The sequence below is a fragment of the Streptomyces chiangmaiensis genome, from assembly GCF_036281785.1.
GTDB lineage: Bacteria > Actinomycetota > Actinomycetes > Streptomycetales > Streptomycetaceae > Streptomyces > Streptomyces chiangmaiensis.
Genome location: NZ_JAYWVC010000059.1, coordinates 25,256 through 40,415, shown reverse-complemented (window position 1 = coordinate 40,415; position 15,160 = coordinate 25,256). Strand labels below are relative to the sequence as shown.

Sequence of the window (15,160 nt, the reverse complement as noted above, 5' to 3'; positions counted from 1 at the left end):
TTTTCATGCCGCGGTGAACCAGTTGCGTCCGGAGCCGCCGCTGCTACTGGCTGTCGCGGTCCAGACGTTCGGTGACCCTGCTCGTGCTGGGGCGGCGACTGTGGATCAGCTGAACAGGATTCTCGACACCGCTATGGACGAGACTGATTCAGCCCGCATCGTGCGCATGGGAACGGCGTCGATCTATCCCGACCGGCTCTCGGTACTGCGTGAGCCCTCCTGGCGAGTAGTGCACCAAGGGCGTGACGGCGGCCCCGTGCGCAGACACCTCGGCGGCTTGATGCACCTGTGCCTGGACAGCTACCACTCAGGCCGCTGGGACGAGACGGCGCAGCTGGCCGACGAAGGTCTCCAGCTGTGCGAAGAGTCTGGGTACAGCTTCTTTGCGTGGTACTTCCTCTACAACAAAGCGATAGTCGCTGCCTCTCGCGGCGACACGGACACCGCTCAAACACTCACCGACCGGATGGCCGACTGGGCGACTCCACGTGGAGTCCGCTCTGCCCTCGATTACGCACGTCATGTACAGGCTGTCGCAAGCATTTCCGACGGCGACTTCGAAAGTGCCTACCGACACGCCAGCGCGGTGAGTCCTCCGGGCCGGCTGGCACCCTACACACCGCACGCGCTGTGGCTGATCTTCGACCTCGTTGAGTCCGCAATCCGTTCGAACCATCGGGTGGAGGCGGTCGATCACGTACGGGCATTGCGTGAAGCCCATGTCGAAGAGTTCTCACCCCGCCTTGCACTGTTGCTCGGCGGCTGTGCCGCTCTGGCCTGTGAGGAAGACGATGTGGCTCTGCGACTGTTCGACAAAGCACTGAGTGCTCCAGGCGTGGACCGATGGCCCTTCGACAGAGCGCGCGTCCAACTGGCACGCGGCGAGCGGTTGCGCCGCGCCCGCGAAACTATGGCCGCCAGAAACAGCCTCGTGAGTGCGCTTCAGGTATTCGAACAGCTCGGCGCGCGAGCCTGGGCTCAACGCGCGACTAAGGAACTACGAGCCGCCGGCTGGAACGTGCCACGCTCGGACGACCAGCAGAAGCAGGAACTCACCCCGCAAGAAAGGGAAATCGCGCAGCTCGCCGCCTCGGGCCTGACGAACAAACAGATAGCCGAGCAGCTGTTCATCTCGCACCGCACCGTCGGCGCCCACCTCTACCAGGTCTATCCCAAGCTGGGCATCTCATCCCGGGCCGCTCTCAGGGACGCGCTTACCGCGCTTGAAGCGTCCGGCTTCGATGGCTGACCTCGGCATGGCGCAGAGCGCCTGCGTCTCATCAGCGGCTCTGCACGACACTGCCAGTGCTGACCGACAAGCTTGGAAAGCCGAGCGGTCCGCCGTGCTCATGACTTAGACAAGCCATAGCAGACGACTTAAGTCATTCTCCCGATGTGAGTGATGACCTCGTCTGTTGCTATAGCCGGTGTGCGGGTGCGCGTTGAATCGAGTGATGCCTGCCCAGGCCCGGCGATGGTGCGGCCAGCCCGAACCTCGCACTCCAGTTATGGGAAGCAGATGACCAAAACAATCTTCGTGACCGAGGGAACCGACGGTTGGGGCGAGTACATCGCCCGGGCACTGGCTGACGCGGGCCACACCGTGTACGTGGGCAAGGGCCAGGCAGGCACCGAGTCCAAGCCGGTGGACACTGGTTCTGACGATGGCACCGAGGCAGGCTACAAGGGACTGCGAACAGTCGCGTTCGAAGCCGTCGACCAGCATTCGATCGCTGCTGCAGTACGTGAGATCGTTGACGAGACCGACGGCATCGACGTGGTGATCTACACAGCCTCACCGGTGACGTTTGGACCTGCCGAGTCTTTCACGCCGTACCAACTGAGTCAGGTCTACGACATCGGAGTTCTGTCGGTGCAACGCATCGCCCGCGCCGTCCTGCCCTTGATGCGCGAGCGCCGCGACGGACTGCTCATTTGGATAGGTGCCAGTGTCGATCCAGGACCAGCACCCTTCGCAGGGCCAGGTCACGCCGTACGAGCAGCACTGCATCAACTCGCGACGAGTTATGCAACGGAACTTGCCGCCTTCGGGATCGACGCCACCTTCCTCACCTACGACCCCGGACATCTGCTGGACACACACGCGGCTTCGGCCCCCCTCCAGCCAGGGGATTCCGACACCGTTCAGGCCTACCGTCAGGTCATAGAGCATGGGCTGACGCTGCCGGCACAGCAGTCTCCAGATCCATCGGTCCACGCCTGGAAGGTGGCGGAATGCGTGATCGGCATCATTGACGCTCCTCAAGGCGCACGGCCAGCTCATGTGATCCTCTGACCGCTCCGATGCTGGACTCCGCCAAAGGTTGTTGACACTCCCGTCGGCGTTAGCCGAGGTGTGCTTGTGGCAAGCTGCGGCGAACAACGGGGTCTTGTCGGCGGGATGGCCGGACGGCTCACTATCGTGGCGAGCCATCCAGTCGCTGACTCTGTGGACGCACCGGAGGTCGGTGTCGCTGAGGTAACGACAGCCTTAGCCCTGGACGTATGGCGCTCTGTGCACGTCCCGATGGGCGCGGAGTCAAGGCGGAGAGTGGTCGCTTCAGTTTGGACTTGACCGCGTTCACCGTTGTGGTAAGCGCAACAAAAGCACCTGCCGACGAGATCGGGGCTATACCGCTGCGAGGGGCCTGGACCGGAAACCGCGGCGTCCTACGCGAGGGGCATGAGACCGTGCGCTTCCATGTGAGGGATCAGATTTCCACGCCGAGTACCGGGTCCGAAGGGCACTCCTGGCCGCCAGCAATGCGACGGTGAGCACACCGGCGGGCACACGCGCAGGCAGGGCCCGTCCACGCCTTTCCGGGGGCTGACACAAGAACTCGGCTCCCAGAGCCGCGCCGGGTAAGAGCACGACTGCCTGCAGCGCTAAAGAAAAAGCCCTCAAAATAGCCGGGGGCTGACGGCGCACCCTCGCCAGCAACGCGCCGACGGCGCAGTAAGGAGAGGCACCCTTTATGAAAGCCACCATGGACGGGCACGTGCTTGCTGAAGCGCCCGACGACGAGACGATCGTGATCGAGGGAAATGTCTACTTTCCCCCGACCGCAGTGATACACGGCCTCCTAAGCGAGAGTGACACTCAGTGCACGTGCCCCTGGAAGGGGCGCAGCCAGTACTTCGACGCCACTATCGGTGACAAGCGGGTGGGCGACGTGGCTTGGAGCTACCCCGACCCCCGTGCCAGTGCGATAGAGGTCGTGGGACGGGACTTTTCTGGCTACGTGGCTTTCAGCCCCGGCGTGGCCGTCAGTAGAGGCTGACCAACAGCGGGAGCGGTACAGCTGCTTCGGTGCTCCGGCTTCTCCGGGGCGACCCGGGCAGCGCCGTTCCCGCGGAAAGTCCCCTGAGATCACCGTTCAGGAGCGGATCCGCATGCTCATCGAAACGCTCACCATCCGTCCCGGTGCCCCAAAGTCCACCAACCCCTCCGCTGCCTCCGCCTGCCGCCGGCACGACGACGCGCCCGACACCATGGCGGTTTTCGGCCGCCTGGCGGGGCTGGTGGACGGACTCGAACGCAACGCCGTCCGCGACGAACTTGTCACGGCCTGGCTGCCTATGGTCCACCACACCGCCGGATGGTTCCGGGAACTTGGGAGATCCATCGAGGACCTCCGCCAAGCCTCAGCGCTCGGCTTGGTCAAGGCCATCGACCGCTTCGACTCCGAGCGGGGAACCTTCGAAGCTACGCTGTGCCCCCATCACCGGTGAGGTCAGGTGCCAATTCCCCGACCGGACACAGGGCCTGCGGGTGCACCGCCCGGTCCAGGAACTACGCAACAAGGTGCGCGTTGCCCGACGCGAACTCGCCCAGAGCCCGGGCAACCCCGAACCCTCGGTGGCCGCCCACACCGCACTGACCGAGGACGAGGACGCCGCCAGCATGGACGCGCTGGAGAGCTTCAGCAACCGTCCACTGGACGCCGAACTGCCGGCTGGCGACGACGGCTACAGCTTCGCGGACACCCTCGGCGCGGCCAACGCCTCGTCCGACACCGTGATCGACCGAGAGTCCGCCAAGGAGGGCCTGCCCAGGCTGCCCGAACGTGAACGCGTCATTCTCTACATGCGCTTCTTCGAGGACATGACGCAGAGCCGGATAGCCGTCTGCCTGGGCATCTCGTCGATGCACGTCTCGCGGCCCATCAGCCGCAGCTGCGCTCGTGCGCGACGAGGCGATGGGACAGCGAGCGGTCCGCCCCGGTCACCCGGCGCGGACCTGATGAGCCGGACGGCGATGAGTCGGACGGACCGGGGACCCAGGGAGGGACGAGACGGATGCTGATACCACACCCGGCGGTGCTGCGCAGGCTCCTGGAGGAGTACGAGGCCGCCGCGATGAACGAGCCCGACGACGGGAGGGGCGAACCGGGCCCGCGGACCCGGGACCTGGCCTACACACTGTGTGTGTCGACCGGTACACGTGACGTGCGGCAGGCTCTGGAGACCGCCCGACGCCAGCTCGCAGACGCGCCGTTACCGGCGCCGCCTCCCGTGTCCGGTGGCGCGCACACCGACGTAGCGGACTGACGCGAGTGACGAACAAGGACGCGAAGGCACGACTGTCTGTATATCGCCAGGCGGTGGAGGGACAGTCGAACGTAATCGTCCGGCACCAGTCGCTCAAGCGGCCGGCGACGGCGACGTCACTCGAGAGCACGGTCAGCAAGGAGTCCCCTGGCGTTCGGGCCTTCGTCGGGCCGGCTGCCGAGCTGTGGGCCGCCGACGCATTCGGGTTCTCCCTCAGGGCAGCTACACGGCCGTGGCCTTCACACGCCTGTGCCTGTCCGGCGCCGCCACGCCGGAGCTCACCAGCCTTTACCGCCGGAGCGCGCCGTCGGACGGCCGTGCCAACTCCAATGGGACCGTACGGGCTGGTGACTCAACCACGCCCCGTCCTGTCGGTGCTGTCGAGTACTCCGGCCCCTACGCAGCAGAGGTCACCGAGCGCTTCGTGCCAGCACTGTTCCTCCACGAGTTCGGCTCCATTGCTAAGTTCGGCCTTAACCGCTTCAACGGCCGTCCGGTTGAGGCGACTCGTTCGACGTGATGCTCTCCTCCGGGGCTGGGTCCTCCATGGAGGACGGTGTGGACGCCTCCAGTGTCTGCGCCGCCTTCCCTTACAGCGGCGCCCCCATACGATCGTGCGAAGCCGTCAGGTTTGCCGCCCTTTCGGGAGCTGGTCGGCCTCATCTACTGATCTGGCCTTGCTATGAGCATCTGTGCCCTCGGCGCTTCGCAGGTCAGGTCGTGAGAGCCTGGCCGGATGCCTCAGGCATGCTCGGCCTTGCCTGCTCCGCGGCGAACGCGGCAACAAGTCGGTTCCAGCTGTACCTGCCGGGTCCGACCTCTGAGATGAGGTGTGCGTGGATCAGCCGCGGTAGCGTCTGACGCACCCGTTGTTCGGGCTGCGCGGCCGTGTTTGCGGCGTCGGACGCGGCGAACATGGCGCCAGGCCAGGCACTCAGGGCGCGGAAGAGGCATGCTGCCTCTGGGTCGAGTTGGCGGTACGAGCGGGCTATGGAGGCGCGGACGTCGAGTGCCGGGTCCTCTTCGCTGGCGAAAGCGTCCAAGACGTTGTGCTCGGACGGGGCGTACTCGTCGGCCAGGCTCGCCAAATGCATCTGGGGGCGGTAGGCCGCGCGGGCTGCGATGTTGGCCAGCGCGAGGGGGAGGCATCCGGCGAACCGGATGATGCGATCGACGGCCTCGGGCTCAGCCGCCGTCCTCGATGCTCCGAGACGGCGGGCGAGGAAGCTGCGCGCGTCGGCCTGGCTCAGTGGAAGCAAGGTCAAGGGGAGCGCCTGGTAAGCAGCTACAAGTGCGTGAAGCTGCATGCGGCTGGTGACGAGAGCCATGGAACCGGGGCTCCCCGGGAGGAGGTCCTTGAGCTGGTCCGTACTCGCAGCGTTGTCGAGCACGACGAGCATGCGACGCTTGGCCAGCAGGCCCCGGAACATGAGCCCTCGGGCCTGTGTGGTCTCGGGTATGGCCTCGGGCCGCACCCCTAGAGACTGCAGAAAGCCCGCGAGGACCTCTGCCGGGTCCCTCGGTTCGGCTCCCGGCCCTGCACCGTGCAAGTCTGCGAAGAGTTGTCCGTCGGGGAAGCGCCCTGCCAGGCGGTGGCCGGTGGCTGTGGCGAAGGCTGTCTTGCCGACGCCTGCCATTCCGCCGACCACGCAGATGGCCACCGAGGACGACGCTTCTGCGTCGTCCGCCAATCGCTCCAGCTGCTCCTGCTCCTTCTCGCGCCCGACGAGGCTGGGCAGGGCGGCTGGCAGCTGTGCCGGCGCCTGGGGCGCGGCGGGGTGCCGCCCTTCGACCGGGCGGTTGGTGCTCTGCGGAAGCTGGAATCGCCCGGAGAGGATGCGTTCGTGGACTTGCTGCAGTTCCGGCGAGGGGTTGACTCCGAGGCGCTGGCGCAGCAGGTGGCTGGTCGTGTGGTAGATCGTCAGCGCCTCGGACTGCCTCCCCGCACCGTACAGAGCGGTCATGAGAAGCCCGCAGATGCGCTCACGCAGCGGATGCTCGACGAGGAGGGCGGAAAGTTCCGCGGCGGCCTCGGCGTAGCGCCCCCTCTCCACCTCGCAAGCCAGCTGTTCCTCGGCGCAGGCGAGGCGGAGCTCGCCGAGGACGCTGCGCTGCATGTCGGCGAACGGTCCCGGGACGCCGGCGAGGGCGACGCCGTTCCACATGCTGAGGCTCTGGGACAGCAGGTCCGCCGCCAACGTGAGATCTCCGTTGCTGCGGGCCTCTCGTGCCTTGGCCGCGGTCTGTTTGAAGCGATTCAGGTCCAAGTCATCAGGCCTGATGTGGAGCAGGTAGCCCCCGTCGACGAGTCGGACGGAGCTGTCACTCTGCTCGCCTAGGGCCTGCCTGAGCCGGTAGACGTATGTGCGTACTGAGCCGACGGCCGAGGGAGGGGCTTCGTCCCCCCACACATCGTCCACCAGCCTCGGAAGGCTGACTGGCCTGCCCGCTCTGAGCAAGAGCGAAGCGAGGACCGCGCACTGCCTTGGTTGGCCGGCTGCCTCCTCCACCCCTTGCTTGTGCAGTCGGACCGGGCCGAGGACTGAGAACTGGATGCCTGCGTGTATGGCTCCTACCGCCCTGAAGCCTTGTGAGGGTGGGTTGCCTGACTGTCCGTGGAGGGAGCACATACCCCAAATGTACCTCAGGTCGCTCTAATTTTCCGGACTAAATAGTCCCTTCCCAGACCGGCCACCTGCTCTTTGTGGGAACTTCAACGCCTCTACTCTTGGAGTTGCCGCCCTGGGACAGCTCGAAACACCCGGATCTGACCCTGTAGTTCGCCGGCTCTCGGACCAGGTACAACTCGCTTGCCCGGCCCGTGACTCGATACAGACGCGGACCCGGAAGGCGGCGCAGGGACCCGGGGGCGTTCCGCTAGGTCATCGCCACGCCTGCACAGATAGGCGGATCTTCATGGACGAGTAGCGTTATCCGGACCACATCGTCCAGTGAGGTGCAAGGCCGGCCAGGCCTGCTCCGGGTGATGCGGATGCGAGCCATGACACGCTCGAACTAGGGTCCGTCTTCAAGATCATCGGGTGGTGGATCATGGTGGGGTGATACGTCGTCATGAACTAACCGACCAGGAGTGGGAGTTACTCGCCCCGCTGATACCGCGGGCCGTGACAGGTCGTCCTCGTGTGGAGGATCGGCAGGTCATCAACGGCATGGTCTACAAGATCCGTACCGGCGTCTCCTGGCGTGACCTGCCGGAACGCTACGGCCCGTGGAAGACGGTGTACACCCGCTTCCGCCGCTACGCCCTGGACGGCGTGTTCACCCGAGCCCTGCAGCAGATCCAGGCCCGCGCCGACGCGGCCGGGGACATCGACTGGCTGGTCCAGATCGACTCCACCATCGTTCGCGCCCACCAGCACGCCGCCGACACCGGTCGAAAAGGGGGCAGCATCGACAGGACGAACCGGACGATCACGCCCTCGGCCGATCCCGCGGAGGACTGACCACCAAAATCCACCTCGCCTGCGACGGCAAAGGCCGACCGCTGGCCGTCCTGCTCACTGCCGGACAACGCCATGACAGCGTCTGCGCACGCTCCCTGCTCGAACGCATCCGCGTGCCTCGCACCGGACGAGGACGGCCACGCTGCCGCCCCAACCACGTGATCGCGGACAAGGCGTACAGCTCACGCGGCCTGCGCGCCTACCTGCGACGACGCAACCTCACCCATACCATCCCGGAGAAGCAGGACCAGAAGGGACACCGACGCAACCGCGGACGTCGCGGCGGCAGACCACCAGTCTTCGACCGTGACACCTACCGCCGGCGCAACATCGTCGAACGCTGCTTCAACCAACTCAAGGGATTCCGCGGCCTAGCGACCCGGTACGACAAGACCGCCACCTCCTACGAAGCAGCGGTCTCTCTCGCCTCGTTCCTGCTCTGGGCAAGATCCGTTTGAAGACGGACCTTAGGTGCAGTCGTTCACCGGGTTAGCCGGCCCTGCGGAAGCAGCGCGCAACGAAGTCGAACTGCATGTACGTCTTGGCGTGGCCGACGTGGCTTGGGCCGTAGGCAGTCGGCCCGCAGACGAACATCTTCACAGCCCCATCGCCCATCGGAGCGAACTCTTCCTTCTACTTTGTCAGCGTGTTGTAGATCTTGATGGCCATAAATCGACCACTCAGGCCTGGGGTCCGTCCCCTCGGTGGCAACGCCAGGCTGCACTCCAGGGGCTCGTCGCTCTCCGTCTTCGACCCGGCTCCGGCGGGCCGCTCACTTGCCGGCGAAGGGGAGGGCTGCCTCGGCGGCGTGCACGAGGAAGGTGAGCGTCTCCTGGAAGTAGAGCTGGATCGACTCGGCGTCGTGGGAGAGGTAACCGATCGACAGGTCCTGCCCAAGGCGGAGGGTGAAGTCGCCCCCTCGGGTCGTCACGAGGAAGGCGCCGGCGACGGCGGGCGCCCAGACGATGTCGCCCTCCAGCAGGCGTGCAATATGTGCTCGGACGGGATGGCCGTGGTCGGACGTCTCGCTGACCGCTTCGTATGCGCTCGCGCTGAGGGCGAGCGCGTATGGGCCTTCGACGCCGGAGAGCCTGAGCGCGGAGACCGCTCTTGCGACCGCTTCGGGGTACTCGCGCGCGTCGATGGGCAGTGCCAGGGGCGCATGGGGGGAGCCGTTACGCAGTCCCTCGATCCCGGCTGCCGAGAGTCCTTCGAAAATTACGTGGTCCTCGGCGAAGGCGATGCGCCTGGCTGCGTCCTTCACAGGCTGCCAGTCGGCGTCCCTCGCCCCCCTCTCAACGTCGTCGATCTGCTGGCGACTCAAGCTGAAGGGCACCCGCAGCTCAACGAGCGGCTTGGAAGACCTCAGTCTGGCGTGCACCGCCTCGTCCGGTGTGCTGACAGGCTCGCTGTGGCCTGTGGGGACCGCGGCTAGCTCGACTCCACCCGCCTCGGGGACGTCCACGAGGCGTCGGCCGGCGACGTGCGCCTTGAATGTCCGGCGGGCCTCGGCCTCAAGATCAGCCCACGCTGCATCCGACACGGGGGCGAGCTGGCGGTGCAGATTGTTCATACGGAAGGACCCTTTCCGAGGCTGCCGATGCCGAGAGAGCCGTGCCCGGTTCCGCCGGGGGCAGGCGGTGCGGCTGGCCGACTGGGAGCAGCCCGGCCGAGGAAGTTGTCGAGGAAGGTTTGGCTGGGGGCGAAGAAGAGCGCTCCAGTGACGGCGTGGGAGAAGTCCAGGATTCTGTCGTGGCTGGCGGTGGCGGTACCGAGGAACATGTTGCGCAGCATCTGCTCGATGACCGAAGGCGCACGTGTGTACCCGATGAAATACGTGCCGTACTCGCTTTTCGCGGCACTGCCGAACGGCATGTTGAAGCGGAGGATCTGCTGTTCGGAGCCGTCTGGTCGGAGGACCTTGTTGAGAACCACGTGGGAGTCGGGCTCCTGGGTGGCGTCGTCCAGTTCGATGTTGGTCGCCTTCGTGCGGCCGATGATCCTCTGCTGTTGCTCCACGGGCAGCGCGTTCCACCCGTCGAGGTCGTGCAGGTACTTTTGGACCACGACATAAGCCCCGCCCGCGAAGCATCGGTCCTCGTCCCCGACGAGGACAGCTGTGGAGGCCGCCTGCCCTGTCGGGTTCTCCGTGCCGTCAGCGAAACCCAGGAGGTCTCGTTCGCCGAAGTACTTGAACCCGACGACCTCGTCGATAACTGTGGCGGCCCCCTTCAGATGGTTGACGATTTCAACGGCTAGTTCGAAGCAGAGGTCGCTGCTCGTCGCCCGGATGTGGAAGAGGAGGTCGGCAGGGGTGGCGACAGCCCGCCGCCCGTCCCCAGCGATCTCGCGGAAGGGGTGCAACTGGGCGGGGCGCTGACCGGCGAACAGGCGGTCCCAGGCGTCGGACCCAATCCCGACGACACAGGTGAGGCGGCTGCCTGAAGCCCGTGAGAGGACCGCGCGAACCAGCGATGGGAGCTTAGCGAGCAGCTGACGAGCCTGCTCCTCTCCTCCGTCGTCCAGGGTAGCGAGGAGGAATGTCGCAGCGGGTTCCGATGTCTCCAGAACCGCCTGAGGGACGGTTAGGGCCTCGGCTACCGGGTTCTTGCCCTGGCTCTCAGCCGCCATTCGCTGCGCCTCCGTGTGTCCGGCCGACTGCCCGGCCCGTCGGCCGGCGTCGGTTCCGGGTTGTCTCTTCTCTTGCTGCATGCTGCGCTCCAGCTAACCAACAGCCGATCTACGGGTCGTCTACACACGGTCAACGGACGGGCGCAGGCCCGGTCTTCGGGCGCGCCGCGAGCGGGGCCGCCCGCGCGGCCTTGCTCCCCGGGCAGTGGCTGCCTGGGCAGCCTTGCTGTGTCAGATGCTGCTGGGAACCCTCCGGTGAGGCCTGCCTGCAGCGTCCTCTGCGCTGCCCGGTCCGGCCCTGAGGGGGCGCTCCTTAACCATGGAAGGAAGACGACCCCCTTGGCTAACGGGTGCTTGTCACTCCGCTTCGACGCCACCCTCTCGAACCATGCCGCAGACCGCGGTCGGTGTACGTGTACGACGTCACCTTCGGCGAAACGACCTCTCACGCCGAAGGCGCCCCGGTGGTCGTCGACGAACTGGAAGCGGTTCCCCACCAGTTGGTCTCCCCGGCGAAATATTTGGCCGCCTTGCGGAGTATGCCCTGCTCGGTGGCCAGCTTCCGCTCACTTGCCTCGAGCTCGGCCGCCCGGGCCTCGAGCCAGCGGATCCGCTCGTCGGGATCCGGAGGCAACACCATCTGCCCGGCACCAGCCGCAGCTTCCCTGTCTCCGGCCGGGCCAACACCACGGCGTTCACACTTCCGTAGCACCCAGTTCCGCAAGCTGCCTCTGCTGATGCCCAGGTCGGCGGCGATTCCCTTGTAGGTCACCCCGGGTGTGGACTCGTACAAGGCCACCGCATCGCCCTTGAACTCGTCCGAATAGTCCTTCATCGCCATCGGCGGTCATCTCGCTTCCTCCGGATCAAGCAGATCCAGTATCAGCGTGTCCACCACTCAGGGGGAGGCCCCGTCTCCACGTTCGGAGGGGATTGACACACATCACGGCCCAACCTCGTGCAAGAACATTGCTCCCCAGATCGATAGAGGCACCCTCCGTCGTGCCCACTTCCCGCTGGCAGCCCTGCCGCCCATGGCGAGCCGTTCACCCCGGGGCGCACGGTGTGCCAGCGAGCAGGTCGGCGGCGCTGCGCCAGCCGTCTCGGATACGGTCGCACGGGCTTCCCCGACCGCATCCCGCACGGCCGGAACTCTTACAGGGAAATGACGACGGATCCGGCGCCGTAGCGGCATGCGGCAGCAGCCGAGCGTGGGACACACCAGCCGTCGCACCCGCACACGGACCACCACCCGGCGGTCATCGATCGGCACGTCGGCCACCGTCCGTAACTGATAGCCGTGCACCCGCCCCGACGGCGCCCCGCACACCGGGCAGACCGCAGCGTCCTGCAGAGTCCGTGCCCGCACCACGATCCGCTCACCCTCGTCGGCCACATCCTCTACGACCAGCGGGGACAGACCCGAAAATACCGTCTTCACAGGCTCGTTGACTTCCGCCACGCGAGTGTCAACGACCCTCACGACTCTCCGTCACCACCGAATGTGAGACAGGGCCGTTGAATTGACACACCGTCTAATCATTCCTGGACCAGTTCCCCGTCCTGGCGGGCTTTGCGTGTTCGGCGTCGATACGAGCAGTCGCCCCCGTCTCCACGATGGTGCGGGTAGCCTCCACGGAGGCGTAAGTCCACAGGATCCGCATGGTCTCGGTGGTCGAGGCGTTGCGGAAGCAGTGAGGAGTACCGGCGGCGACATACGTGGTGTCAAAGCGGTTCAGCCGGTGCTCGGTGCCGTCGATGTCGACCACTGCGCAGCCGTCGAGGATGACCACACTCTCGGCGCAGTTGTGGGTGTGCGGCGGGATGCCCGCGCCGGGTGCAAATAGGGTGATTCCGTTGAGGAAGACCTGCGCGCCGACTGCCGTGGTGACCAGAGGCGTGGTGCTGGCGCCGCCGCCGCGCTCGTAGGCGGGCAGCTCGGCGGTGCGCAGCACGGCCGGAGGGAAGGCGTCGTGGCCGGGGTCGGGAGCGGGCTCCTCGTGCGAGCCGGGCGTGTTCGGTGTGGTCACTGGGGAGTTGCTCCGTTCGAGGCGGGTCGGCTTGCCGTGGTGGGGCCGATCCATACGGTCTTCACGTTGACGAACTCGCGGATGCCTTCGGGACCCAGCTCACGGCCGTAGCCGGACTTCTTGATGCCGCCGAAGGGCAGCCGTGCGTCGGATGCGACCATGCCGTTGACGAAGACGGCACCCGCGTCCACTTGGCGCACGAGCGTTCGGGCCCGGCTCAGGTCGCCGGTCCACAACGTTGCGGCCAGCCCGTACTCCGTGCGGTTCGCCAGGGCGATGGCGTCGTCGGCGGTGGCCACCCGGGTGATGGCGGCGACCGGGCCGAAGGTCTCCTCGTCGAAGGCGGCCATGCCTGGTGTGACGTGGTCGAGGACGGTCGGCGGGTAGAACCAGCCCAGGCTGTCGATCGGTTTGCCGCCCAGTCTGAGTTCGGCTCCCGCGGCGATGCTCCGTTCGACCTGGTCGTGGAGCGTCTCGCGCAGGTCGGCGCGTGCCATCGGGCCGATGCTGGTCGCGCGGTCCGTCGGATCTCCGACGACGAGAGCCTGCGCGCCTCGGGTGAACGCGGCGGCGAACTCCTCGGCGACGGTGTCCTGGACGATGAACCTCTTGGCGTTGACACAGCTCTGACCGGCGTTGATGAAACGAGAGGCGACGGCGGTCGCTGCGGCCCGTGCGACATCCGCGTCGGCCAGGACCACGAAGGGATCGGAGCCTCCGAGTTCCAGGACCTGTTTCTTCAGTGCGGCGGCCGCCTGGGACGCGACGATCGCACCGACCCCGGTGGAGCCGGTGAGGCTGACCGCCGCGATGCGTGGATCGGCCACGATGCCCCCAACTCGGTCGACTTCGACCAGCAGGGTGCGGCACAGCCCCTCGGGCGCCCCGGCCTCCTGTACCGCCCGTTCGACGGCGAGAGCGCACTGTGGCACGTTATTGGCGTGTTTGAGCAGCACCGCGTTGCCGGCGGCGAGGGCCGGGGCGGCGCAGCGGACGAACTGCCAGAAGGGGTAGTTCCACGGCATCACCGTGAGCACCACGCCTAGCGGCTCGTACACCACGGCGCTTTCGGTGGCGTCCGAGTCCACGGGTCGGTCCGCCAGTTGGGCGGGGGCGTGCTCGGCGTAGTACTCGCAGGTGACGGCGCACTTCTCGATCTCCGCCTCTGCCTGGCCGATGGGTTTGCCCATCTCGGCGGTGATCAGCTGTGCGTAGGCGTCCTTGTTCTGCCGTAGCACGTCGGACAGTCGTTGCAGCAGCGGGACGCGTTCCGTCGCGGTACGACGGCGCCAGTCGGCCTGGGCGGCCACGGCGCCGGCCAGGACTGCCTCCACCTCCCTTTCCGAGTGCGGTGTGAATCGGGCGAGTTCGCTGCCCGTGGCTGGATTGGTCGAAGCGATCACGAGGTGGCCTCCGGTGCGTTCTCGACGGCGTGGCAGAGCGCGTCCGCGAACTCGGCGGTGCCCAAGTGACCACCGATGTCGCGAGTCCGGGTGGCGGGGTCGTCCAGCACGGCGTCCACCGCGCCGCTGATCGATGCGGCGGCGCGGCGCAGCCGGTCGTCCCCGTCCTGGCGGCCTCGCCAGTCCAGGAGCATGGCGGCGGAGAGGATCAGGGACGTCGGGTTGGCGACGCCCTGCCCTGCGATGTCGGGGGCGGAGCCGTGCTGGGCCTGGGCGACGCAGATCGTGTCGCCGGCGTTGACGGATCCGCCCAGGCCCAGGCTGCCGGACAGTTCCGAGGCCTCGTCCGAGAGGATGTCGCCGAACATGTTGGTGGTGACGACCACGTCGAACCGCTCGGGGCTGCGGATCAGCAGCGCGGCCGTGGCGTCCACGATCAGCTCCTCGAGCTCGACGTCGGGGAACTCGGCCGCGACCTTGCGCACCTCGCGCAGGAACAGCCCGTCGGACAGCTTCATGACATTGGCCTTGTGGACGGCCGTGACCTTGCGGCGGCGGCCCCTGGCCAGCTCGAAGGCGGCCCGCGCGATCCTCGCACAGGCTCGGGCGCTGACCTTGCGCACCGACAGCGCCAGGTCCGGGTCGGGCATGAACTCGCCGCCGCCCGCGTACATGTTGCGGTCGGAGTAGAAGCCCTCGGTGTTCTCGCGCACGATCACCAGGTCCATCGGGGTCCGCAGGACGCTCAGTTCGGGGTGGGAGCGGCAGGGGCGGATGTTCGCGAACAGTTCGAAGGTGGTGCGCAGCTCTGCCGAAGGGTTGATGCCGCCCTCTGCGCGCGGGGGGTACTCGTAGTGCGAGACGGGGCCGAGCAGTACGCCGTCCACCAGGGGGACACGCCGAAGCACGGTGTCCGGCAGTGTGGTGCCGGACACGGCCAGGGACGCGAGGCCGATGTCGTGGGTCTCGTAGGCCAGGCCGAGACCGAGCCGCTTGTCGGCGGTATCGAGCACATCGAGCGTCGCCCCGGTGATCTCGGGGCCTATGCCGTCGCCGGGCAGGACCAGGATCTTCACGGACT

At 66.8% G+C, this 15,160-nt stretch carries 13 protein-coding genes and 3 pseudogenes; 7 read left to right on the top strand and 9 right to left on the bottom strand.

Annotated elements, in window-relative coordinates; translation table 11 throughout:
• The 6 genes and pseudogenes from VXC91_RS19035 to VXC91_RS19010 form a co-directional block, all read left to right on the top strand.
• A partial coding sequence (locus VXC91_RS19035; RefSeq protein ID WP_329508474.1) for a helix-turn-helix transcriptional regulator occupies window positions 1-1,249 on the top strand: 1,249 nt, incomplete at its 5' end.
• Between the two features lie 270 nt (window positions 1,250-1,519).
• Window positions 1,520-2,296 (top strand): SDR family NAD(P)-dependent oxidoreductase, encoded by a 777-nt coding sequence (locus VXC91_RS19030; RefSeq protein WP_329508473.1) that lies wholly within the window; start codon window positions 1,520-1,522, stop codon window positions 2,294-2,296.
• A gap of 679 nt (window positions 2,297-2,975) precedes the next feature.
• Entirely contained in the window at window positions 2,976-3,281 is a 306-nt protein-coding gene (locus VXC91_RS19025) for a DUF427 domain-containing protein (RefSeq protein WP_329508472.1), read from the top strand.
• A gap of 112 nt (window positions 3,282-3,393) precedes the next feature.
• Window positions 3,394-4,244 (top strand): annotated as a pseudogene (locus VXC91_RS19020) (sigma-70 family RNA polymerase sigma factor).
• Window positions 4,245-4,299: 55 nt separating this feature from the next.
• On the top strand, window positions 4,300-4,551 hold the full coding sequence (locus tag VXC91_RS19015) for a DUF5133 domain-containing protein (RefSeq protein ID WP_329508471.1): 252 nt from the start codon (window positions 4,300-4,302) through the stop codon (window positions 4,549-4,551).
• Between the two features lie 232 nt (window positions 4,552-4,783).
• Window positions 4,784-5,071, top strand: coding sequence for a hypothetical protein (locus VXC91_RS19010; RefSeq protein ID WP_329508470.1), 288 nt, complete (start codon window positions 4,784-4,786; stop codon window positions 5,069-5,071).
• Window positions 5,072-5,264: 193 nt separating this feature from the next.
• On the opposite strand, the gene VXC91_RS19005 is transcribed toward VXC91_RS19010, so the two are convergent.
• Complete coding sequence (locus tag VXC91_RS19005) at window positions 5,265-7,061, bottom strand: AfsR/SARP family transcriptional regulator (RefSeq protein ID WP_329508469.1); 1,797 nt, start codon at window positions 7,059-7,061, stop codon at window positions 5,265-5,267.
• Window positions 7,062-7,613: 552 nt separating this feature from the next.
• Here VXC91_RS19005 and VXC91_RS19000 point away from each other — a divergent pair.
• Window positions 7,614-8,473, top strand: a protein-coding gene (locus VXC91_RS19000) for an IS5 family transposase (RefSeq protein ID WP_408057413.1) whose coding sequence is annotated in 2 segments (ribosomal slippage) — window positions 7,614-7,980 and window positions 7,980-8,473 — 861 coding nt in all. Because the reading frame shifts where the segments join, the coding sequence is not laid out codon by codon here.
• A gap of 31 nt (window positions 8,474-8,504) precedes the next feature.
• On the opposite strand, the gene VXC91_RS47010 is transcribed toward VXC91_RS19000, so the two are convergent.
• From VXC91_RS47010 to VXC91_RS18965, 8 genes and pseudogenes are all read right to left on the bottom strand, one after another.
• Window positions 8,505-8,630 (bottom strand): hypothetical protein, encoded by a 126-nt coding sequence (locus VXC91_RS47010; RefSeq protein WP_408057411.1) that lies wholly within the window; start codon window positions 8,628-8,630, stop codon window positions 8,505-8,507.
• 157 nt (window positions 8,631-8,787) lie between these two features.
• On the bottom strand, window positions 8,788-9,588 hold the full coding sequence (locus VXC91_RS18995) for a family 1 encapsulin nanocompartment shell protein (protein ID WP_329508468.1): 801 nt from the start codon (window positions 9,586-9,588) through the stop codon (window positions 8,788-8,790).
• On the bottom strand, window positions 9,585-10,646 hold the full coding sequence (locus tag VXC91_RS18990) for a Dyp-type peroxidase (RefSeq protein ID WP_329508467.1): 1,062 nt from the start codon (window positions 10,644-10,646) through the stop codon (window positions 9,585-9,587). Before VXC91_RS18990 ends, VXC91_RS18995 begins: the two co-directional genes overlap by 4 nt.
• A gap of 711 nt (window positions 10,647-11,357) precedes the next feature.
• Window positions 11,358-11,487 (bottom strand): annotated as a pseudogene (locus tag VXC91_RS47005) (transposase); the annotation flags it as partial.
• A gap of 360 nt (window positions 11,488-11,847) precedes the next feature.
• Window positions 11,848-12,108: pseudogene (locus VXC91_RS18980) on the bottom strand (transposase family protein); the annotation flags it as partial.
• A 73-nt stretch (window positions 12,109-12,181) separates the two neighbouring features.
• On the bottom strand, window positions 12,182-12,676 hold the full coding sequence (locus VXC91_RS18975; RefSeq protein WP_329508465.1) for a cupin domain-containing protein: 495 nt from the start codon (window positions 12,674-12,676) through the stop codon (window positions 12,182-12,184).
• A complete protein-coding gene (locus VXC91_RS18970) occupies window positions 12,673-14,079 on the bottom strand; it encodes an NAD-dependent succinate-semialdehyde dehydrogenase (RefSeq protein WP_329508464.1) in 1,407 nt (468 codons plus the stop codon). Before VXC91_RS18970 ends, VXC91_RS18975 begins: the two co-directional genes overlap by 4 nt.
• On the bottom strand, window positions 14,076-15,155 hold the full coding sequence (locus VXC91_RS18965; protein ID WP_329508463.1) for an isocitrate/isopropylmalate dehydrogenase family protein: 1,080 nt from the start codon (window positions 15,153-15,155) through the stop codon (window positions 14,076-14,078). Before VXC91_RS18965 ends, VXC91_RS18970 begins: the two co-directional genes overlap by 4 nt.
• Window positions 15,156-15,160: the final 5 nt, after the last annotated feature.